Source organism: Mesorhizobium sp. USDA 3734 (assembly GCF_056279665.1).
In genome coordinates this window covers 311046-332330 of record NZ_JBWCCW010000001.1, presented here as the reverse complement: position 1 = coordinate 332330, position 21285 = coordinate 311046, and the positions used below count along the sequence as shown (strand labels likewise).

Sequence of the window (21285 nt, the reverse complement as noted above, 5' to 3'; positions counted from 1 at the left end):
CTCACGCCCCGAATTGCGCGCGAAAATCCTCAAGCCGTCGCTTCTGCTGGCCGTCGCCATCGAAATTGGCCGGGTCGAGCCACGCTTCATAGGCTTTGCTTAAGGCCGGCCACTCCTTGTCGATGATCGAATACCATGCCGTATCGCGGTTTTCACCCTTGACGATGAGATGCTGGCGGAAAATGCCCTCGAACTTGAAGCCGAATCGTTCGGCCGCCCGCTTCGAGGGCTCGTTGCGGTTGTTGCATTTCCATTCGTAGCGGCGATAGCCGAGGTCGTCGAAGATGTATTTCATGAACAGGAACTGCGCTTCGGTCGCTCCCGGCTTGCGCGAGATAAGCGGTCCCCAATAGATGTTGCCGATCTCGATGACGCCATAGGCCGGATCGATGCGCATCAGCGTCTGGCGTCCGGCGACCTTGCCGCTGGCCTTGTCGATGACGGTGAAGAACAGTGGATCCTCGCTGGCCTCGACCTTGTCCAGCCATGGCTGGAAGGCGGCGCGCGTCTCCGGCGGATAATCGGGCAACCAGGCGAAGCGGCCGTCGACATCGGACACGGACGACGCTTCATACAGGCCATCGCCGTGTTTTGCAGCATTCAGCGGCTCAAGCCGGACATAGCTTCCGTCGATGGCCTTGCGTTCGGGCCGCGGACGCGGTTGCCAATCCTTGAGATTTTCCGACACCGAAAGCTCCAATCCGTTTGACTTTTGCGGCCCGAGGCTCACAAAAACGCGACCCAACAGCAAGAACCACACGGACGGGAAAAATGCTCCACACGATTTCGGCCTTCGACCGTCTCGGCGAGGAAAACGCCTTTGCCGTCCTGGCACGGGCGACGGCCCTGGCGAGCCAGGGCCGCGACATTGTCAATCTCGGCATCGGCCAGCCGGACTTCAAGACGCCGCAGCACATCGTGGAGGCGGCGATCAAGGCGCTGCGCGACGGCCATCACGGCTACACGCCGGCCAATGGGCTGCTGGCGACGCGCGAGGCAGTGGTGCGGCGCACGCTGACCACCACCGGTGTCGAAATATCGCCCGAAGCTGTGATGATCCTGCCCGGCGGCAAGCCGACCATGTTCGCCGCGATCCTGATGTTCGGCGAGCCTGGCGCCGAGATCCTCTATCCCGATCCGGGCTTTCCCATCTACCGCTCGATGATCGAGTTCACCGGCGCCGCACCTATTCCCGTGCCGATGCGCGAGGAGAACGGCTTTGCCTTCTCCGCCGAGGAGACGCTGGCGCTGATCACCTCGAAGACCAGGCTGCTGATCCTCAACTCGCCGGCCAATCCGACCGGCGGCGTCACGCCCCGTGCCGAGATCGAGAAACTGGTCAAGGGGCTGGCGGCGCATCCGCAGGTCGCTATCCTCTCCGACGAGATCTACGACGTCATGACCTATGACGGCGAGACGCATTGCTCGCTGCTCGGCTTTCCCGAGATCCGCGACCGGCTGATCGTGCTCAACGGCTGGTCGAAGACCTGGGCGATGACCGGTTGGCGCATGGGCTGGTCGATCTGGCCGAATGGCGACAAGGGCGCCCATCTCTACGACAAGGTGCGCAAGCTGGCGGTCAATTGCTGGTCTTGCGTCAACGCGCCGAGCCAGTTTGCCGGCATCGCGGCAATCGATGGCCCGCAGGATGATGTCGACAAGATGATGCGCGCCTTCGACCGCCGCCGGAAGATCGTGGTCGAGGGGCTGAACGCCCTGCCCAACATCTCGTGCATCACGCCCAAGGGCGCGTTCTATGCCTTCCCCAACGTGTCGAAGACCGGCTGGAAAGCAAAGAAGCTCGCTTCGGCGCTGCTTGACGAGGCCGGCGTGGCGCTGATCGGCGGCCCCGATTTCGGCATTCTCGGCGAAGGCTATATCAGGCTCTCCTACGCCAACTCCGAGGAGAACATCTTGCGCGCGCTGGACAGGATCGGGACGTTCCTGGCGAAGTGAGCTTCAAAGGGGGCCGGCTGCCTCTTTCCGGGTGGTTGCGACTGGCGACAATGATGGTGTCATGATCCGTCCGGAGACGCACGGCGAGGGCTGGGCGTGCGTGTTGGGAACAGCTACGCTCCCCTGGATCAGGATCGAAGCAGGTACCTTAGATGTTCTATGCAATCCTTGCCTATCACGTGGAAGACGCGATCAAGGCGCTGACGCCGCAGGAAGATGCGGCACTGATGACCGAACTGCTGAAGATCAACACCCGGCTTCACGAGGAAGGCACGCTTGGACCGTCCGCGCGTCTGGGAGCGACAAACGATGCTTGCACGCTGCGTGGCCCCGGCGACGGCATGATCATCGACGGCCCTTTCGCCGAAACCAAGGAACAGTTGCTCGGCCTCTATGTGGTCGACTGCACCGCGAGAGACGACGCAATCGCGATCGCCCGCGACCTTCGCCGCGTCAATCCTACCGCCGTTTACGAGATCAGGCCCATTCTGCTCTTCAAGCCCGGCGTGCCGCTGGCGGGGAAATAGGTCAGCCAGCCGGGTCCCCACTGCTCCGCAGCGTCCCGGCGTTCGCCGGCCTTTCATCGTGTCACTGGCACGATGAATTCGCTTGCGCGAACCGGCTGCTCACCCACGCCCGACGAACGGCATCTTGGTCGCCATCACGGTCATGAACAGCACATTGGCGTCGAGCGGCAGGCTGGCCATGTGGACGACGGCGTCGGCAACGCGCTGGACGTCCATCACAGCTTCGGCTGATATCGACCCATTGGCCTGCGGCACGCCGACCGTCATCGGCTGCGCCATGTCGGTCAGCGCATTGCCGATGTCGATCTGGCCGCAAGCGATGTCATAGGGCCTTCCGTCGAGCGCCAGCGTCTTGGTCAGCCCGGTGATGGCATGCTTGGTTGCCGTATACGGCACTGAGCCCGGGCGCGGCGCATAGGCCGACACCGAACCGTTGTTGATGATGCGGCCACCCATCGGCCTTTGCTTGCGCATGGCGCCGAAGGCGGCGCGGGCGCACAGGAACGAACCGGTGAGGTTGACGCCGACGATATCGTTCCACACCTCGACCGGGATCTCGTCGATCGGCGTCGACTTGTAGCCCATGCCGGCATTGTTGAAGAGCAGGTCGACACGGCCGAAGGCCTCCGCCACCGTCTCGAACAGATCGTCGACCTGTTCAGCCTTGGAGATGTCGCAGGCAACCGCCAATGCCTTGGCACCGGTGCGGCCGGCATCGGCGACAGCAGCATCCAGCACGGATTTGCGGCGTCCGCAGAACACGGTGTTCCAGCCGGCCTTGAGCAGCGCCGTGGCGACGCTCTTGCCGATGCCCGTGCCGGCGCCGGTGACGATGGCGGTTCTTTGCTCGGTCATGGCTGTTGTCTCCGGCAGCGCTGCGCTTGCTCGACTGATTTTCGGGGTTTGGCTCGAGAAAAGAAGGCATCGCAAATGACGGCGGCGATGGCAAGCGAGTCCACCTATAGGTCTCGACAAAAAGGGCGGTCATTGGCGACCGCCCTGATCTGGACCGGGCTTGGGAGGAGGAAAGCCGATCCGACTGTCTAGAATGATGCGCTTGCTGGGTTAACGAAAGGTTAACACAAAAAGGGCGGCCTGTGCCGTTTTGGCTTTGAGTCTGTTTCGAAATTCGCTCTGGCGAGTCATATGATGGTGGTTTCGAGAACCGGAGCGCAGCGGACATTTGGGTCCGTGAGCAACGGAAGCGCAGAAAACGCCATCAGATGGCCGCCAGAGTAGAGTTTCCAAACAGGCTCTTACCAGCGCGGATTGGGTGAGGTCCCTGCCTTGGCTGGCACCTTGGCCGCCGAAACCGTTGCCTCGACATGGTCTACCAGCGCGTCCGGCAGGCCGAGCCGGCCGGCAAGCAGATCGAGATAGCCGCGCTCGGCGCGTGTGTCGGCATCGATGGTCAGGCGCGACGCCGTATAGAGTTCGAGCTTCTGCGCATCGGTCTTGGCGCCGGCCACCAGCGTGTCGAGGTCGAGCGGGCTTGCCAGCTCCGCCATCAGGAACTTTTCGGCATCGGAGCCTATGCCGGCCACGCTGAGCTTGCCGGCGATCCTCTGGCGCTCGTCATCGTCGATATGGCCGTCGGCCTTCGCCGCCGAGATCATCGCCCGCACCAGGGTCAGGGTGAATTCGTCCTCACCCTGTGGCGCCTGCGACGGGTGGAAGGCGGTGTCCTTGGGCGGCGGCAGCAATTCCGGTTCGCCGGCCGCCGGCGCCTCCGCAGGTGCGTTGCCGGCCTTGTAGTTCTGGTAGGCCTTGTAGGCGAGGCCGCCGATCGCGGCCAGTCCACCAAGCTTCACCGCAGCGCCCGTCACCTCACGGCCGGCGCCGGTTCCGAGCAGCACGGCGGCCAGTGCGCCGGCGGCCAGCGGATTGTCCTTGGCCATCTGCACGGCCTGACCGGCCTTGTCGCGGACTGTGCCGCTGGTGCCGGGGATTTGCGAACCGAGCAGATCGTCGAGGAGCTTCTTGGGATCGAACATTCTGTGCCTCCAGGATTGCCCGGCCGAACGGGCAGGTTTCGAACGTCGCAGAGGTAAGTCCCGTACCCCAGCATTACAATGACAAACCGTCGCTTGCCGCAACCGTCAAAACCAGGACGAACCTAAGATCCGATATGCCGGCCCCTGCCCCGTGCTGCGGCGAGTTCGACCTGCCGCTGGCGTTCGGCATAACGCTGACGGTCCTCGTCCGAACGCGCATCGAAGCAATGCGGGCACGACACACCGGCGGCAAATTTAGGCGACGTCAGGTCACTCGGCGTTAGCGGATGGCGGCAAGCGCGACAGAGTTCCGCCTCGCCTTCGGCGAGGCCGTGCGACACCGAAACCCGCTCGTCGAAGACGAAGCACTCGCCTTGCCAGAGGCTCTGCTCGGCTGGAACCTCCTCAAGGTATTTGAGGATGCCGCCCTTGAGGTGGAACACATCCTCGAAGCCGAGCGACCTGACATAGGCGGTCGCCTTTTCGCAACGAATACCGCCAGTGCAGAACATCGCCACCTTGCGGCCTTCGAGCTCCGCCCGGTGCGCTTCCACCCAGGCCGGGAACTCGCGAAAGCTTGCGGTGACCGGGTCGATCGCGCCCCTGAAAGTGCCGATCGACACCTCGTATGCGTTGCGCGTGTCGATGATAACAGTATCGGGCTGCGAAATCAGCGCGTTCCAATCGGTCGGCGCGACATAGGTGCCGGCGCTTTTCGAAGGGTCGATATCATCAACACCCATGGTGACGATCTCGCGCTTCAGCCGCACTTTCATGCGATGGAAAGGCATTTCCGCAGCCACGCTGTACTTGACCTCGAGGCCGGCGAGCCCTTCGATGGCTTCGAGATAGCCGATCAGTTCAGCAATCGCCGTTTCACTGCCGGCGACGGTGCCGTTGATGCCTTCATGCGCCAGAAGCAGCGTGCCCTTGATGCCGCGCCCGCAACAGAACGCAGCGAGCGGCGCGCGCAGCTCCTCGAAAGCATCGAGCCGGGCAAACCGGTAGAGCGCGGCGACGCGAAGGGGCTGGGATGGATTGGACGGTGTCATTGCCAGAGCAACTAGACGCTCGTAAAAGCCGATTCAAGGCAAAACGGCTCCGGGTGCCTGTCATGGCCCTGTCGGGGACGAGCCCGTAAGCTGTCCGACGACGACGCGTGACATCGCGACGCGACCGGTTTCATGGACAGGCAAACACCTGTCTGCTAATCGGTTGAAATTCCCTAGGATACGGAGAGACAGATGCCCAGCAAGACCGAAAAACTCCTGTCGCTCCTCAACGGCCAGCCGGTCATCCCGGTGCTGAAGATTTCTGATGTCGCCAATGCCGTGCCGCTGGCCCGCGCTCTGGCACGCGGCGGCCTGCCGGCGATCGAGATCACGCTGAGGACCGCCGACGCGCTGGAAGCGATCCGGCGAGTGGCTGGTGAAGTCGAGGAAGCCATCGTCGGCGCCGGCACCATTCTCGATGCGGGGCAGTTCGAAGAGGCCGCCAGCGCAGGCTCTCGGTTCATCGTCAGCCCCGGCATCACCCGCGAGCTTCTGGCGGCAGCCGCCGACAGCGATGTTCCGTTGCTACCCGGCGCCATCACGCCTGGCGAGATCATGGCGGCGCGCGAAGCCGGCTTGCGCTTTCTCAAATTCTTCCCGGCCGAGCAGTCGGGCGGCATCGCTTCGCTGAAGGCCTTCGCCTCGCCGCTCGCCGACGTGAAATTCTGCCCGACCGGCGGCATCACCGGCAAGAACGCTGCCGACTATCTCAGCCTGCCCAACGTGGTCTGCGTCGGCGGCTCCTGGGTTGCGCCCGACGACTTGGTCAAGGCCGGCAAGTGGGACGAGATCGAAGCCCTGGCGCGCGCGGCGAGCAAGCTCGCAAAATAAGGCTTTCGGCATGAAAAACCCGACCGACTTGCGTCGACCGGGTTTTGCCAGATGTTTTTACCAGAGCTGCCTTGAGCTGGGATCAGTTGCAGACCCTGACTTCCCTGACCACCTTGTGGTGATGCTTCCAGGTCGTGACCAGCTTGGTCCGGCAGTGCTTCTTCATATGCATATGGTCGTTGGTCTTGACGACAATCGTCGCGGCCTGCGTGGGAGCGATGGCCGCCGAAGCGGTTGCCAACGCAATGACCGATGCCAATAGAATGTTCTTCATGGATATCCCCGGGTTTGAACGAACACCGGAGAAACCCTTGAAAAGCCGGGCAGTTCCACGATCACAGCAATGTCAGACCGGCGTGATTGGACCAGCGGCGAGCGGTGCGGCCCCGCAACAAAAAGCCGCGCAGGTTGCCCGGCGCGGCTTTGTCGATCGATTGGTCGTCACTTGGTCTGGAAGCGGGCGACCGACATGAACTTGACGGCGTTGCCAGTGAAGCGGTTGGCATCGGCCACCTGGTTGCTCGGCTGGAAGCCGGCGGTATAGACCTCGCTCGGCGCCGTGTGCACGATGCTGTAGGCGTAGCCCGGCGCCGTCGTCGAGCTTGAAACGGCGGCGACATGCTCGCCGCTGGTCAGCGCCCAGCGGGCGGCCTGCGGCGCGGCGGCAACCACCATGGCCTTGGGACCGGGCTTCAGGTCGCGGGCCGTAGCTCTCGATTCCTTGCGGGTCGTCTTGACGCCGGCGCCGATCGCGGCTGCCGGATCGGAGCCGGCCGGGCGGGCAACGACAGCCTCGCGCGGCGTTGCGGCGTCAGTGCCCGACGGATCGTTGAAGGCCGAACGCGGCTCGGATTCGGACAAGGAAGCAACCTGGTATGCGTCGGCCGCGCCGACCTGGGCATTGGCCTCGTCGAGCACGGCCTTGACCGCATCCGGCCTGGCCATCTCGGGGCGCGCCGTCGGCAGCACCGAGAACGCATCGGTCGCGGTCTTGCCGTGATCAGCCGTCTCGGCCAGCGCCATCAGCACATCCTTGCTGGGCGGCGGAGCCAGAGCGGCTGGCAGTTTAGTGTCGGGACGCCATGTCGGCAACGGTATGTTGTTGACGGCGACCTGGGCCGGATCAACCGAAGCCGATGCATCGGCAGCCGTTGCATCGGCCATGCCGAAAGGAACATTCGCCGGCGCATGCGCGGTCGCCACGGCCTGCTCGGTGGTGGCTGTCGCATCGGCCATGGCAAAAGGAACGTTCTCAGGCGGCTGGGCGCCGACATCGGCCTTCGGCCGCGGTGCGAAATCAGGCAGCGGAATGCTGCGTGCCGGCAGCGCCGCGATGATCGTCTCCGGCGTATCCTGTTCCAGCTCCGGAGCTTGCTCCTCGGCAATTTGCGGAATTTCGGCGCGCTGCGCATTCTCCGGCGCCACGATGGCGATGCCCGGGAGGTTGCTGGTCCTGGCTGCCGCGGCCGGCTTCAGGTTTCTGGCCTTGGGTGGGGGCGCAGCCGAAGCGGTCTCGACATCGGCGCTGTCGTCGGCCTCGTCGTCGCCGCCGCCAAAGAAAGCCGACAGGAACCCACCTGATTTCTTGCTGCTGCCGCCGGCGCTGGCCATCTCGATGGCCGGCGAGCCCGAACCCTTGCGGGCCTTGTAGGAGGCAAGCGCCTGCTCAAAGCCGGGCAGCGGCCTGCCGTCGCTCGGCACATGCAGCGTCTTGCCATTGGGGAACAGGCTGACCAGTTCCTGGCGGCTGATACCGGGCCAATGCCGCACATTGCCGACATCCATATGGACGAACGGCGAGCCTGATGACGGATAGTAGCCGACGCCACCGCCCTGCATCTTGAGACCGATGTTGCGCAGCTTCTTCAGCGGCACGCCGGGAATGTAGAAATCCATCGCCTTGCCGAGCATGTGCTGGCTCTTCTCGGCGACGCCCCGGCTACGGCTGCGCAGCATCGAGTTGGTCGACGGCGAGCGATAGCCGCAGACGACCTGGATGTAGTCCGTGGCGCCTGCTTCCCGGTACGCTTCCCAGACCAGATCCAGCAGACGCGGATCCATCTTGGTCGGCTCGTTGCGGCGCCAGTCGCGCAGAATGATGTTGATCTTCCTGAGACCCTCGGGAACGTAGCGGCCGTTGCGCTTGTAGACGATCTCGGCCTTCTCGTGGGTGTGGAGGTGATAGAGCTTCAGCGAACGTGTTTCGGCGCTGGCCCCAGTGGCGGCCGCGGCAACAAAACCAAAAGCGACAATCAACACCGCCAGCCATTTCGGCCAGACGCTCAAATGATGGTGCCGCCCGTTTGTGTGTCGTTCGATTCTGTTCAAATCAAAAGGCCCTGCAGGCTGCCGTTTGTCCCCGGATTTGTCCAAACGGATGTGTCATCCTCACATCCGAATATCGATCCTAATGGTTAATCATCGCTTATTGAAGCCGAAATGCGGTAACACCGTGGCGATATCCCGTCAAAAATCGTTCACAGGGTTTCGTGGTAAACCGCTGGTTTAGATCAGATTTCCGCCTTCGTCCCAAACACGATCTGTTACCGTTAGCCTTAATGCGTGAACAGAGCGGCCCACAGGCCTGCCACAATCCCGCCGAAAGCCCGATACAGGGCCTGTTGTGGCATTGCAAGCTGGCGCAGGCCTTGTGGCCGAAGCGTGATCCCGGACCGGGGGTAGCGCGGTAGGAAACGGGAACGGCTTTCGGATTCAATCCAGACGCGATTCGCTCTAGGAAGCGAGCCGGTCGACGCGGCCGGTCTCCGGGTCGATGCCGTATTCCTTGAGCTTGCGGTAGAGCGTCGAACGGCCGATGCCGAGTCGGCGGGCGACTTCGCTCATCTGACCGTTGTAGTGATCGATGGCGAGTTTGATCATTTCGAGTTCGACATCGGCCAGCGCGCGCACATTGCCGCGTTCGTCGAGCGCCCGCAACGTGCCGAAGCGAGGCTGAAGCCTGGCCGGCGGATCGGACGCGGGCGCCGGGCCACCCTCGCCGGGCAAGGCTTCCTCGTCGCGCGCCTCCAGAGGCAGGGACGACGACGGCGCATCGCCGTGCATGTCGAGGTTGACGGTGCCTTCCACCTGCGCCCGGATCTGCGGGAAGTCCTCCGTGGTCAGCACATCGCCTTCGCAAAGCACCGAGGCCCGGAAGACGGCATTTTCGAGCTGCCGGATGTTTCCCGGCCAGTCATAGGCCTGCAGCACGGCAAGCGCCGCGGCCGAAATGCCTTGCAGGCGATGACGCGGATCGGCCGGCGCCACCTTGTCCATGAAATGCGTGACCAGATAGGGGATGTCGTCGCGGCGGTCGCGCAGCGGCGGCACGAAGATCGGGTAGACGTTCAACCGATAGAACAGATCCTCGCGGAACTTGCCGTCCTTGACCTGCTGCAGGAGGTTGCGGTGCGTCGCCGAAATCAGCCTGATGTCGACCCTGACGGTCGAGCGGCCGCCGACCGGATCGACCTCACCGTCCTGCACGGCGCGCAACAGCTTGACCTGCACGTCGAGCGGCAAGTCGCCGATCTCGTCAAGAAACAGCGTGCCCGAATGCGCTTCGACGAATTTTCCGGTGTGCTTGTCGGTGGCGCCGGTGAACGAGCCCTTCTCGTGGCCGAACAGGATCGATTCGACCAGATTGTCGGGAATGGCGCCGCAATTGACGGTGACGAAGGGTCTCGAGCGGCGGTCGCCGCTGCCCTGGATGGCACGCGCCACCAGCTCCTTGCCGACGCCGGACTCGCCCTCGATCAGGATTGGAATGTTGGATGCCGCAGCCTTCTGGCCGAGGCGGATCACCTTGTCCATGGCCGGGCTGTGCGTGATCATGTCCTTGAAGGTCAGAAGGCCGCCCCGCCGGCGCGACGTGCGCTTGACCTCGCCCTCGACGGCCTCGACCTTGAGCGCATTGCCGATCGACGCCTGCAGCCTGTCGGGAGACGCCGGCTTGACGACGAAATCGAAGGCACCGTGGCGCATCGCCGAAACCACGGTCTCGATGCCGCCCTGCGACGTCTGCACGATGGCCGGGACATTTATGTCGCGCTCGCGCATCGCTTTGAGCACACCGATACCGTCGAGACCGGGCATGACCAGATCGAGGATGACCACCGAAACCTCGCGGGCGCCGGGCCCATCGAGGATATCGAGAGCGGCCGCGCCGCCATCGACGACGATGGCCGTGTAGCCGAACCGCGTCACCGCCGCTTCGAGCAGCCGGCGCTGCACGGGATCGTCATCGACTATGAGTATGGAACCTGTCATGACTGGTATGACTACGCCCGCCCGAGGAATTCTGCCCTGTGGACCATCTTGGCACAGGGTTCTAAATAAGGTTTCAAAAAACCCGGTGAATGAATTCCTTAGGATTTGACCGGCTTCTCGTTTCCCCTTGAACCTCGGCCACGGAAGGTGTCGGCAATGCACATGGTTACTGGGCGCATGGTTTCTGCTCGGCAGCTGGCGGCGCCGGCGTCCAGTCAGGGCGCGGCCGAGCTTGGCGACCTGCCGGAATGGAACCTTGCCGATCTTTATGCCGGCATGGATGCGCCGGAACTGAAGCGCGACATCGCCAAGGCCGCCACTGATGCGATCAGCTTCGAGAGCCGCTGGAAGGGCACGCTGGCCGCCGAGGCCGCGCGCGGCAGTGCCGGCAGGCTGGGCGAGGCGCTTGTCGCCTACGAGGCGCTGGAGGAACTGATCGGCCGCATCGTCTCCTATGCGGGACTGGTCTATGCCGGCAACACCGCCGATCCGCAGCGTGCCAAGCTCTATGGCGACATCCAGGAGAGGATGACCGACGCCAGCGCGCACCTTCTGTTCTTCGCGCTCGAACTCAACCTGATCGACGATGCCGCCATCGAAGGCGCGCTCGCCGGCGATCCCGCGTTCGGCCATTACCGGCCGTGGGTGCTCGATCTGCGCAAGGACAAGCCCTACCAGCTCGAGGACCGTGTCGAGCAGCTCTTCCACGAAAAATCGATCACCGGGCGCGGCGCCTGGAACCGGCTGTTCGACGAGACGATGACCGACCTTCGCTTCGACATCGACGGCGAGGAACTGACGCTGGAGCCGGCGCTGAACCGCCTGCAGGACGCCGATGGCGAGGTGCGTCGACGGGCGTCCGAGGCGCTGGCCACGACCTTCCGCAAACATTTGCGCACCTTCACGCTGATCACCAACACGCTGGCCAAGGACAAGGAGATATCCGACCGCTGGCGCGGCTTCGAGGATATCGCCGATTCACGCCACCTCGCCAACCGTGTCGAGCGCAGCGTGGTGGATGCCCTGGCCTCGGCCGTGCGCGATGCCTATCCACGCCTGTCGCACCGCTACTACGCGATGAAGGCGCGCTGGCTGGGTATGGAGGTGATGAACCACTGGGACCGCAACGCGCCTTTGCCGGATACGCCGCAGGCGATCATCGGCTGGGACGAGGCCAGGAACACCGTGCTGTCGGCCTATCAGCGTTTTTCGCCCGACATGGCTGAGATCGCGCGAACCTTCTTCGACCGCAACTGGATCGACGCGCCGGTGCGGCCTGGCAAGTCGCCCGGCGCCTTCGCGCATCCGACCGTACCGTCGGCGCACCCTTACGTCCTCCTCAACTACATGGGCAAGCCGCGCGATGTGATGACGCTGGCGCATGAGCTTGGCCATGGCGTGCATCAGGTGCTGGCCAGCGGCCAGGGCGCGCTGATGGCCTCGACGCCGCTGACGCTGGCCGAGACGGCGTCCGTCTTCGGCGAGATGCTGACCTTCCGCTCGCTGCTCGACCAGACCACCGACCGGCGCGAGCGCAAGGCCATGCTCGCCCAGAAGGTCGAGGACATGATCAACACGGTCGTGCGCCAGATCGCCTTCTATGAATTCGAGCGCAAGGTGCATGCCGAGCGCAAGAATGGCGAACTGACCTCCGACAGGCTCGGCCAGTTCTGGCTCGAAGTGCAGGCCGAAAGCCTGGGTCCCGCGATCAAGCTGCGCGAAGGCTACGAGGTGTTCTGGACCTACATTCCGCACTTCATCCATTCGCCCTTCTACGTCTATGCCTATGCTTTCGGTGACTGCCTGGTGAACTCGCTCTACGCGGTCTACCAAAACGCCGAGCGCGGGTTCCAGGACAAGTATTTCGAGATGCTGCGCGCCGGCGGCACCAAGCATCATTCCGAGCTTCTGGCGCCCTTCGGCCTTGACGCCACCGATCCCGCCTTCTGGCAGATCGGGCTTGGCGTCATCAGCGGCCTGATCGATGAGTTGGAAGCGCTCGACGCTTGAAACGCAAGCGGCGCCCACTCGCAGAACAGTTTAGCCGGAATGCATGTTGGGATGGCTCAATTATTGGCCTAAATATCTGTTCTTGAAGTACTCTCCACCGAAGTTTTCCGATAGCTTTCCACAAGCTCTATGATAGCCTTCGCGCCAAGCTCAGCCGGAGCGCGTGCGGATCGGCGAGGAAAAAATCTCAGCCGGCCGTGGCGCTCAGGCGAACGCGACAACAGCCGTTGGCCATGGGCGAGCAAAGCCGATCGTCGACAGCTCGAACCGAAGCCGGCTGTTCTGCGAACCGCGGAACCACCATCGAGTAGTCCTTCGCCGAAGGTCATGACCCACGGCAGACGGATCTGACTGGAGAGAGACAATGGGCACTTTTTTCTACATGCTCCTGGCGTTCCTGGTAGGCGTGTTGGTGGGCTGGTTCCTCTGGGGACGCCTGCGCGGTGAACTCGACAGCTTGCGCGGCGACCTCGATCGTACGCGCAGCGAGCGCGACAGGCTGCGCGGCGACAGCGACCGCCTGACCGGTGAACTCGATGCATGCGGCAAGACCCGCGCCGACCTCGAGCGCCGGTTGCGCGAGGCGCAGGCCGCACCTGCTGCCGGGAGCAGCGCGGCAAAGCCGGCAGGCCAGGCGTCCGCAGCCCTGATGTCGACCCCCGCGACCGCCAAATCTGCCGCCACAAAACCCGCGCCGGCTAAGCCGGCCGCCGCGAAGGCCGCCCCTGCAAAGCCGACGGCTGCGAAACCGGCGGCGCCAAAGCCGGCAGCGCCGAAACCCGCCGCAGCGAGCAAGCCCGCGGCCGCGACCTCGCCCGCCAAGAGCTCAACCGCGCCAAAGCCAGCACCAGCCAAGAAAGCTGTACCGGCAACGGCCAAGCCAGCATCCGGCAAGCCTGACAATCTGCGCCGGCTGATCGGCATCGGCCCGGTCAATGAGAAGCTGCTCAAGGCGCAAGGCGTCACCAGCTTCGCCCAGATCGCCGGCTGGACAGCCGCCGATGTCAAGCGGATCGAGGACGTGATGAATTTCGACGGCCGCATCGCGCGCGAACGCTGGATCGAGCAGGCCAAGCTGCTCGCCGCCGGCAACGAGAAGGAATTCGCCAAGCAGTTTCCAACCGCGGGAACCGCCAGCAACACCTGATCGCCAGGCAAGAGCTGAAGATTGCAACCGGCGGCGCCAATATGGTGCCGCCGTTTGCTTTTGCCCCCGGGTTCGCCCGGAGGCGACCCAAAGTCGACCCAGGGGTCGGCCCAAAGGTCGGCTTTGAGTGGCAGCGTGCCGTTCCCTCGATTGCGCGCGAGCGGCCCCCCATATAGAGCGGTCAACGGCTTCATTGACCGCAGCATCCGGTGCCCATGTCCCTGCCCGCCGCCATTTTCCGCAACGACGAAAGCGCGCGCCAGCTCGTCTTCGACCGGCCGGCCGATGTCATCGTCGCGCATGAGGCAAAGGATTTCCTGCCGGCACTGGCGGCAGCGCAAGCCGCGCACGACGCCGGCAAATGGCTGGCCGGCTATTTCTCCTACGAGGCGGGGTATCTGCTCGAACCGAAGCTCGTTCCCTTGCTGCCGGACGGGCGCCGCGCTCCACTCGTCTGCCTTGGGGTTTTCGATGCGCCGGTCGAAGAGGCGGTGCCGCCCCGCAACGCAGCGGCGACCAATGGTCCGATCTTCGACGCCCGCGCGTCCTGGTCGCCCAAGGACTACGAGAAGCGGTTCTCGCGACTGCACCAGCACATCAGGCAGGGCGATTGCTACCAGGGCAATCTGACCTTTCCGGTGCATGCGCAATGGTCTGATAACCCGCTGGCCGCCTTCGATGCGCTGACCGAACGCCAGCCGGTGAAATATGGCGCGCTGGTCGCGCTCGGCGAACCCATCGTGCTGTCGCGCTCGCCCGAGCTGTTCTTCGAGATCGACGCCGAGGGCATGATCGAGACGCATCCGATGAAGGGCACCGCACCGCGCGGCGCCACCAAGGCCGAGGACGAACGGCAGAAGATCTTCCTGCGCAACGACGAGAAGAACCAGGCCGAAAACCGCATGATCGTCGATCTCCTGCGCAACGACATCTCGCTGATCAGCGAGGTCGGCACGCTGGACGTGCCGGCGCTGTTCCGCATCGAGACCTATCCGACGGTCCACCAGATGGTGAGCGACGTCAGGGCAAAACTGCTGCCGGGGCTTTCGATCCGCCAAATCTTCGCGGCGCTGTTTCCGTGCGGCTCGATCACCGGCGCGCCAAAGATCCGTGCGATGGAAATCCTGCGCGATCTGGAAGGCACGCCGCGCGACGCCTATTGCGGCGCCATCGGCTGGATCGCGCCCGGCGGCACGATGCGCTTTTCCGTGGCGATCCGCACCATCTCGCTCTTTTCCGGCGGCGAGGCCGTCTACAATGTCGGTGGCGGCGTCGTCTTCGATTCGACGGCGCAGGAGGAGTATCAGGAGTGTCTGCTGAAAGCGCGCTTCGCGACGGGAACACCGCCGATTTCCAGCTGATCGAAACCATGCGCTGGGAACCCGGCTCGGGCTTCCTGCGCTTCGATCGCCATCTCGCGCGCCTCTATGGCTCGGCGGCGGAGCTCGGCTTCCGTTATGATCCGGGCAAGGTCGGCGAGGCGCTGAGCAGCGCGGTCAGCGGGTCCGGCATTGCCCTGCGCACGCGCCTCGTTTTGTCGCATGACGGCGAGGTGACCGCCGCAGCGCAACCCTACGAACCGCTCGCCGCCGACAAGGTCTGGACGCTGCGGCTGGCACGGACGAGGCTCGATTCGAGCAACACGCTGCTGCGCCACAAGACCAGCCGGCGACAGGTCTACACGCATGCCCGCGCCGAATATCTCATCACCCAGGCCGACGAGGTGATCCTGGCCAATGAGCGCGGCGAGATCTGTGAAGGCACCATCACCAATGTCTTTGCCCATTTCGGCGACGGCGTGCTGGTGACGCCGCGGCTCGATTGCGGCCTGCTGCCTGGCGTATTGCGCGCCGCGCTTCTGGATGAAGGCCGCGCCCGCGAAGCGATCTACAGCTTGGACGATCTGAAATCCGCCAGGGCCTTGTTCGTCGGCAATTCGCTGCGCGGACTGATCCCGGCCAAACTTGCCTGAGAGGCGCCCAAGACAGTGTTCGTCGTATCGCTGAAGTACAAGGTGCCGCTGACCGAGATCGACCAGCTCCAGGCTGCGCATGTCGAATGGCTGAAGGCCTGCTATGTGGAAGGCATCTTCGTCGCCTCCGGGCCGAAGAAACCGCGAATCGGCGGCATCATCATCGCGCAATGCCCGCGCGACGTGCTCGACGCCAGGCTGGCAGCCGACCCTTTCGCCAAGGCAGGCGCGGCCGACTATGATGTCACCGAATTCCTGGCGCGGATGACCGCCGCCGGACTCGATACGTTTAGGGAAGCATGAGATTGGCCGAGGCGCTGCCCACCCACACGCCCTATGACGGCTCGTCGAAACTCTTCAGCATCGGCCTGAAGCCGCTCGATCCGGCGGACTGGATCGAGGTCGATGACCATCTGCTGCCGTATCTCGCCGAGAAGCACCGGCTCTATGCCGAAATCCCCGAGCGGGTTTTCGTCGAGGAGGACGGCACACGGGACGCGCAGCAGGAAGTGCTCGACTTGCTCCGCGCGCATCTGCTGGAGAGGTTTCCCGAAACCTATCGGCGCGCCGGATCAGGTGTCGAGGTGGTGGGCGCCGCCGGCCGCCTGCCTGCTTCCCTCGCCGATGCGCCGCTGGCCAGGGCCTCGCAGCTCATCCAGGAAGACCTGATCCTGATGCGCCGCAGTGACAGCGGCTGGCGGCTGGTTGCCGGCTCGCTCTGCTTTCCCTCGTCCTGGTCGCTTCTGGAAAAGTTCGGTAAGCCGCTGCAGGACATCCACGCGCCGGTGCCGGGTTTCGGCCCGGGCACACGTCCGGCCGAACTGATAAACAGGATGTTCGATGGCCTCCAGGGGCAGGCCGTCGAGCGTTACAACTGGTCGATCCAGTCCGACAACGCGCTCTACCATCCGCTCTCCGACCTGCAGCGCATCGACCGCGCCACCAACCGGCCATCGCGCTTTCCCGATGGCGACATCGACGCCCATGCCTTCATCCGCGTCGAGCGGCAAACCCTGCGCAAACTGCCTGTTGCACGCGATATCCTGTTCACCATCCGCATCCATCTCGACCCTCTCGCCGTGCTCGCCCGGCACCCGGATCGGGCAACGCTGGCTGTGTCTTTCGCCGCCCAGCTCGAAGCACTCGATCTCGCCCAGCTCGACTACAAGGGCCTGACCGCAGACCGCGACCGGCTTATGTCGGTCCTTAACCACATGGCCAATGACGGCTGACCGCTGGTTGGCGCTTTTCGCTGGTTTGTGACAATGATCTGTGATGTAGCGCATGGCCGCCGGGCAAAAATGCCCGGTTTTGCGCGTGTTTTCCCAGTTTCCTGGGTTTTGAAGGAGTGCTCGATAAAATGGCGAATGAAAACTGGCCCGTTTACGGTGAAATCACCGGCCCTGTCGTGATGATCGGCTTCGGCTCGATCGGACGGGGAACGCTGCCGCTGATCGAACGCCATTTCAAGTTCGACAAGTCGCGCATGACGGTCATCGACCCGCGCGACACCGACCGCAAGCTGCTCGACGAGCGCGGCATCGCCTTCGTCCAGGAAGCGGTGACCGAGAAGAACTACAAGAAGCTCTTGACGCCGCTTCTGACCAATGCCGGCGGCCAGGGCTTCTGCATCAACCTGTCGGTCGATACCGGCTCGGTGGATCTGATGCGGCTCTGCCGCAAGCTCGGCGTGCTCTACATCGACACCGTCGTCGAGCCATGGCTCGGCTTCTATTTCGACGCCAAGGCAGACAACGCCAGCCGCACCAACTATGCTCTGCGCGAGTCGCTCCTCAAGGAAAAGCACGACAAGCCCGGCGGCGCGACGGCGGTCTCCACCTGCGGCGCCAATCCCGGCATGGTCTCGTGGTTCGTCAAGCAGGCGCTGGTCAACCTCGCCACCGATCTTGGCCTCGAGTTTTCAGAGCCCGCGCAAGACGATCGCGAGGGCTGGGCCAAGCTGATGAAGAAGGCCGGCGTCAAGGGCATCCACATTGCCGAACGCGACACCCAGCGCGCCAAGAAACCGAAGCCGATGGACGTGTTCTGGAACACCTGGTCGGTCGAGGGCTTCATCTCCGAGGGTCTGCAGCCCGCCGAGCTCGGCTGGGGCACGCATGAGACGTGGATGCCGAAGAACGCCAAGAAGCACAAGCACGGTTCGAAGGCCGCCATCTATCTGGAGCAGCCCGGCGCCAACACGCGCGTGCGCTCATGGTGCCCGACGCCCGGCGCCCAGTACGGCTTCCTGGTGACGCACAACGAGGCGATCTCGATCGCCGACTTCTTCACCGTGCGCTCCAAGAAGGGCAAGGTGCACTATCGCCCGACCTGCCACTATGCCTACCATCCCTGCAATGACGCGATGCTGTCGCTGGACGAGATGTTCGGCGCCGCCGGCAAGCCTCAGCCGGTGCACCACGTGCTCGACGAGAACGAGCTGGTCGACGGTGTCGACGAACTCGGCGTGCTGCTCTACGGCCATGACAAGAACGCCTACTGGTACGGCTCGCAGCTGTCGCTCGCCGAGGCGCGCAAGCTGGCGCCCTACCAGAACGCCACCGGCATGCAGGTCACCTCGGCGGTGCTCTCGGGCATGGTCTGGGCGCTGGAGAATCCCGAGGCCGGCATCGTCGAAGCCGATGAGATGGATTACAAGCGCTGCCTGGACGTGCAGTCCCAGTATCTCGGACCGGTCAAGGGCTACTACACCGACTGGACGCCGCTCGATAATCGCCCCGGCCTGTTCCCGGAAGACCTCGACCGCAACGACCCGTGGCAGTTCCGCAACATCCTCGTGCGATAGCGGTCTGCCCCGGATACTCCATTGCCTTGCAATCGCCCGGAAATCGGGCGATTGAAGGGATGCGGACTGAGGAGAGGATTTTCATATGAACAACATTGCGCGCAAAGTTCTTTCGATGAGCGTAGCGGCGGCAGCCCTGGCCGGGCTTGCTGCTTGTACGACCAGTGGCCCCAATGAGCCGCCGATGGCGTCGGCGCCGAAAGGCGTCGAGGGCTCCTGGATCGACGCCAAGGGAACCGGCCTGTCGACCTTCGCCGGCGGCACCTTCACGACCGTCGCCACCGACACCGGCCAGAAGCTTGCCGATGGCAGCTACACGATGACCGGCGCCACGTCGGTGCAGATCAACGGCACGTCGCTGATCCGCCAGACCGCGGTCAGCTTCAACTGCCTGATGGTTTCGACAAGCCAGCTCAACTGCACCAGTTCAAGCGGCCAGAATTTCGTGCTGACACGGCGCGCCTGAACCAGCGAGCATTCGCTTGCCCAAGGACGGCGGCCGATTGGCCGCCGTCCTTTTTTGTGCCGGCAAAGGTTCCCGGATTTCCGCTTGCGTCATCCGGAACGCGATGGGAACATGGCCAAAGCGCCGACTGTTATGTTCCAGTCAAGCAAGAGCGTTAAAGGCCTCTGATCAGCTTTCCGGGAGACGAAGATGAAGAAGCTTGCTGCCATTGCCGCCCTGTCCGCCTCAGCACTCGGCCTGTCGGCCGGCGCATCCTTTGCCGACTACACGCTGAACATCCTGCACATCAACGACTGGCACAGCCGCATCGAGGGCAACAACAAATATGAATCGACCTGCTCGGCCGACGAGGAGACCAAGGGCGAGTGCATCGGCGGCGCGGGCCGGCTGATCACCGCGATCGCCCAGGAGCGCAAGAAGCTGGAAGGCCAGAACGTGCTGCTGCTCAGCGCCGGCGACAATTTCCAGGGCTCGCTGTTCTACACGACCTACAAGGGCAAGGTCGAAGGCGAATTCCTCAACGAGATGAAGTTCGACGCCATGGCGCTCGGCAACCACGAATTCGACGACGGCGAAGTGGCCTTGGGGCCGTTCCTCGACATGATCAAGTTCCCCGTGCTGGGCGCCAATGTGAAGGCCAACGCGCAATCCAAGCTCGGCGACCGCGTCAAGCCGTCTGTTGTCGTCGAGGTCGGCGGCCAGAAGATCGGCATCATCGGCGCGATCACCAACGACACGCCGGAACTCGCTTCCCCCGGCCCCAACGTCGCAATAGAGGACGACGTCAAGTCGATCACCGCCGAGGTCGAGAAGCTGAAGGGCGAAGGCGTCAACAAGATCATCGCCGTGACCCATATCGGCTACAAGCGCGAGCGCGACGTCATTGCCAAGATCCCGGGCATCGACATCGTGGTCGGCGGCCACAGCCATTCGCTGCTGTCGAACACCGACCCCAAGGCCGAAGGCCCCTACCCGACGATGGTCGACAACCCGGACGGCTACAAGGTGCCGGTCGTGCAGGCGGCGTCCTATTCGAAATATCTCGGCGAGTTCAAGGTGGTGTTCGACGACAATGGCGTCGTCAAATCGGCCAGCGGCGACCCGATCTATCTCGACAAGTCGATCACGCCCGATCCGGCAGTGCTCGCCCGCATCAAGGAGCTTGGTGCGCCGATCGAGGCGCTGAAGAATAAGGAAGTGGCGGAAACCTCCGACGTGATCGACGGCAGCCGCGAGAGCTGCCGCACCCGCGAATGCGCGATGGGCAACCTCGTCTCCGACGCCATCCTCGACCGCGTCAAGGGACAGGGCGTCGAGATCGTCATCTCCAATGGCGGCGGCCTGCGCGCCTCGATCGACAAGGGCACCGTCACCATGGGCGAGGTGCTGACCGTGCTGCCGTTCCAGAACACGCTGGCAACCTTCCAGATTTCCGGCAAGGACCTGGTGGCCGGCCTCGAGAGCGGCCTCAGCCAGGTCGAGGACGGCGCCGGACGCTTCCCGCAGGTCGCCGGCCTGAAATATTCCTTCGACAAATCCGTCGCGCCCAATGCCGGCCGCGTCAAGTCGGTGGAGGTCATGGAAGGCGGCGCCTGGACGCCGATCAACCCGGACAAGGACTATCTGGTCGCCACCAACAATTATGTCCGCCAGGGCGGCGACGGCTACAAGGTCTTCGCCGACAAGGCCAAGAATGCCTACGACTACGGTCCGGGCCTCGAACAGGTGGTTGCCGACTATCTCGGTGCCCACCGGCCCTACACGCCGAAGCTCGACGGCCGCATCACCGAGATCGCGGCGACCGTCGCGGCGGCGCCCGCGGCCCCGGCAACCGATCCGGCAAAACCCGCCGAGCCGGCAAAGCCAGCAGAACCCGCCAAGCCTGCCGAAGCCGCGCCTGCAATGCCTGAACTGCCGGCCAATTCAGGCGATATCGCCAACACACCACCGGCCATATCGACAGAGACAGCGCCGGCCCCTCCTGCCGCACCGGCACCGGCCGAGCCCGCAAAACCGGCTGAAGCAGCACCGGCTCCCGCGCCAGCACCTGCGGAACCGGCAAAGCCCGCCGAGGCCGCCCCGGCCGAAGGCAGCCACGTCATCGTTGCCGGTGACACCTATTGGGATCTGGCCAAGAAGGCCTATGGCGACGGCACCAAATGGAAGGTGATCTCGGAGGCCAACAAGGGCTACGAGCCACGCCGGCTTCCCGTAGGTGCGACTTTGACCATTCCGCCGAAGTAACCTCGCTTCGC

General features: G+C 63.9%; 19 protein-coding genes. 12 read left to right on the top strand and 7 right to left on the bottom strand.

Going from position 1 to position 21285, the window contains the following annotated elements:
• Position 1 precedes the first annotated feature (1 nt).
• The gene (locus tag ACZ89F_RS01635) at positions 2-688 is read right to left on the bottom strand and encodes a GNAT family N-acetyltransferase (RefSeq protein WP_476090115.1); all 687 of its coding nucleotides are present in this window, start codon (positions 686-688) and stop codon (positions 2-4) included.
• Between the two features lie 83 nt (positions 689-771).
• Here ACZ89F_RS01635 and ACZ89F_RS01630 point away from each other — a divergent pair, with 83 nt between their 5' ends.
• Both ACZ89F_RS01630 and ACZ89F_RS01625 read left to right on the top strand, forming a co-directional pair.
• Positions 772-1956: a pyridoxal phosphate-dependent aminotransferase gene (locus tag ACZ89F_RS01630; protein WP_476090114.1), complete on the top strand. Its 1185-nt coding sequence runs from the start codon at positions 772-774 to the stop codon at positions 1954-1956.
• 152 nt (positions 1957-2108) lie between these two features.
• Positions 2109-2483, top strand: a complete 375-nt coding sequence (locus ACZ89F_RS01625) for a YciI family protein (protein WP_476090113.1) — start codon at positions 2109-2111, stop codon at positions 2481-2483.
• Between the two features lie 99 nt (positions 2484-2582).
• Here ACZ89F_RS01625 and ACZ89F_RS01620 read toward each other — a convergent pair whose 3' ends face one another.
• The 3 genes from ACZ89F_RS01620 to trhO form a co-directional block, all read right to left on the bottom strand.
• Positions 2583-3338, bottom strand: a complete 756-nt coding sequence (locus ACZ89F_RS01620) for an SDR family oxidoreductase (protein ID WP_476090112.1) — start codon at positions 3336-3338, stop codon at positions 2583-2585.
• A gap of 401 nt (positions 3339-3739) precedes the next feature.
• Positions 3740-4477: a tellurite resistance TerB family protein gene (locus tag ACZ89F_RS01615; RefSeq protein WP_476090111.1), complete on the bottom strand. Its 738-nt coding sequence runs from the start codon at positions 4475-4477 to the stop codon at positions 3740-3742.
• A gap of 122 nt (positions 4478-4599) precedes the next feature.
• Positions 4600-5529 carry an oxygen-dependent tRNA uridine(34) hydroxylase TrhO gene (trhO, locus tag ACZ89F_RS01610; protein WP_476090110.1) on the bottom strand — a complete coding sequence of 310 codons (930 nt, stop codon included), beginning with the start codon at positions 5527-5529 and terminating at the stop codon, positions 4600-4602.
• 192 nt (positions 5530-5721) lie between these two features.
• Here trhO and ACZ89F_RS01605 point away from each other — a divergent pair, with 192 nt between their 5' ends.
• On the top strand, positions 5722-6360 hold the full coding sequence (locus ACZ89F_RS01605) for a 2-dehydro-3-deoxy-phosphogluconate aldolase (protein ID WP_476090109.1): 639 nt from the start codon (positions 5722-5724) through the stop codon (positions 6358-6360).
• Positions 6361-6442: 82 nt separating this feature from the next.
• Here ACZ89F_RS01605 and ACZ89F_RS01600 read toward each other — a convergent pair whose 3' ends face one another.
• From ACZ89F_RS01600 to ACZ89F_RS01590, 3 genes are all read right to left on the bottom strand, one after another.
• Positions 6443-6634 carry a hypothetical protein gene (locus ACZ89F_RS01600; RefSeq protein WP_476090108.1) on the bottom strand — a complete coding sequence of 64 codons (192 nt, stop codon included), beginning with the start codon at positions 6632-6634 and terminating at the stop codon, positions 6443-6445.
• 167 nt (positions 6635-6801) lie between these two features.
• A complete protein-coding gene (locus ACZ89F_RS01595; protein ID WP_476090107.1) occupies positions 6802-8646 on the bottom strand; it encodes a peptidoglycan L,D-endopeptidase MepK in 1845 nt (614 codons plus the stop codon).
• Positions 8647-9093: 447 nt separating this feature from the next.
• Positions 9094-10629: a sigma-54-dependent transcriptional regulator gene (locus ACZ89F_RS01590; RefSeq protein ID WP_476090106.1), complete on the bottom strand. Its 1536-nt coding sequence runs from the start codon at positions 10627-10629 to the stop codon at positions 9094-9096.
• A 162-nt stretch (positions 10630-10791) separates the two neighbouring features.
• Here ACZ89F_RS01590 and ACZ89F_RS01585 point away from each other — a divergent pair, with 162 nt between their 5' ends.
• The 9 genes from ACZ89F_RS01585 to ACZ89F_RS01545 all read left to right on the top strand — a co-directional run bounded on the left by ACZ89F_RS01585 (position 10792) and on the right by ACZ89F_RS01545 (position 21274).
• A complete protein-coding gene (locus tag ACZ89F_RS01585; protein WP_476097192.1) occupies positions 10792-12639 on the top strand; it encodes a M3 family oligoendopeptidase in 1848 nt (615 codons plus the stop codon).
• Between the two features lie 364 nt (positions 12640-13003).
• On the top strand, positions 13004-13786 hold the full coding sequence (locus ACZ89F_RS01580) for a proton-conducting membrane transporter (RefSeq protein WP_476090105.1): 783 nt from the start codon (positions 13004-13006) through the stop codon (positions 13784-13786).
• A 215-nt stretch (positions 13787-14001) separates the two neighbouring features.
• A complete protein-coding gene (locus ACZ89F_RS01575; RefSeq protein WP_476090104.1) occupies positions 14002-15147 on the top strand; it encodes an aminodeoxychorismate synthase component I in 1146 nt (381 codons plus the stop codon).
• Positions 15096-15758 (top strand): aminotransferase class IV family protein, encoded by a 663-nt coding sequence (locus ACZ89F_RS01570; RefSeq protein WP_476090103.1) that lies wholly within the window; start codon positions 15096-15098, stop codon positions 15756-15758. The genes ACZ89F_RS01575 and ACZ89F_RS01570 overlap by 52 nt, the downstream gene beginning before the upstream one ends.
• A gap of 15 nt (positions 15759-15773) precedes the next feature.
• Positions 15774-16061 (top strand): YciI family protein, encoded by a 288-nt coding sequence (locus ACZ89F_RS01565; protein WP_476090102.1) that lies wholly within the window; start codon positions 15774-15776, stop codon positions 16059-16061.
• Positions 16058-16990 (top strand): heme-dependent oxidative N-demethylase family protein, encoded by a 933-nt coding sequence (locus ACZ89F_RS01560; RefSeq protein WP_476090101.1) that lies wholly within the window; start codon positions 16058-16060, stop codon positions 16988-16990. The genes ACZ89F_RS01565 and ACZ89F_RS01560 overlap by 4 nt, the downstream gene beginning before the upstream one ends.
• Before the next feature lie 128 nt (positions 16991-17118).
• The gene (locus tag ACZ89F_RS01555; protein WP_476090100.1) at positions 17119-18564 is read left to right on the top strand and encodes a homospermidine synthase; all 1446 of its coding nucleotides are present in this window, start codon (positions 17119-17121) and stop codon (positions 18562-18564) included.
• Between the two features lie 85 nt (positions 18565-18649).
• Positions 18650-19030, top strand: a complete 381-nt coding sequence (gene omp10, locus ACZ89F_RS01550) for an outer membrane lipoprotein Omp10 (protein ID WP_476090099.1) — start codon at positions 18650-18652, stop codon at positions 19028-19030.
• Between the two features lie 189 nt (positions 19031-19219).
• Positions 19220-21274 carry a 5'-nucleotidase C-terminal domain-containing protein gene (locus ACZ89F_RS01545; RefSeq protein ID WP_476090098.1) on the top strand — a complete coding sequence of 685 codons (2055 nt, stop codon included), beginning with the start codon at positions 19220-19222 and terminating at the stop codon, positions 21272-21274.
• Positions 21275-21285 lie beyond the last annotated feature (11 nt).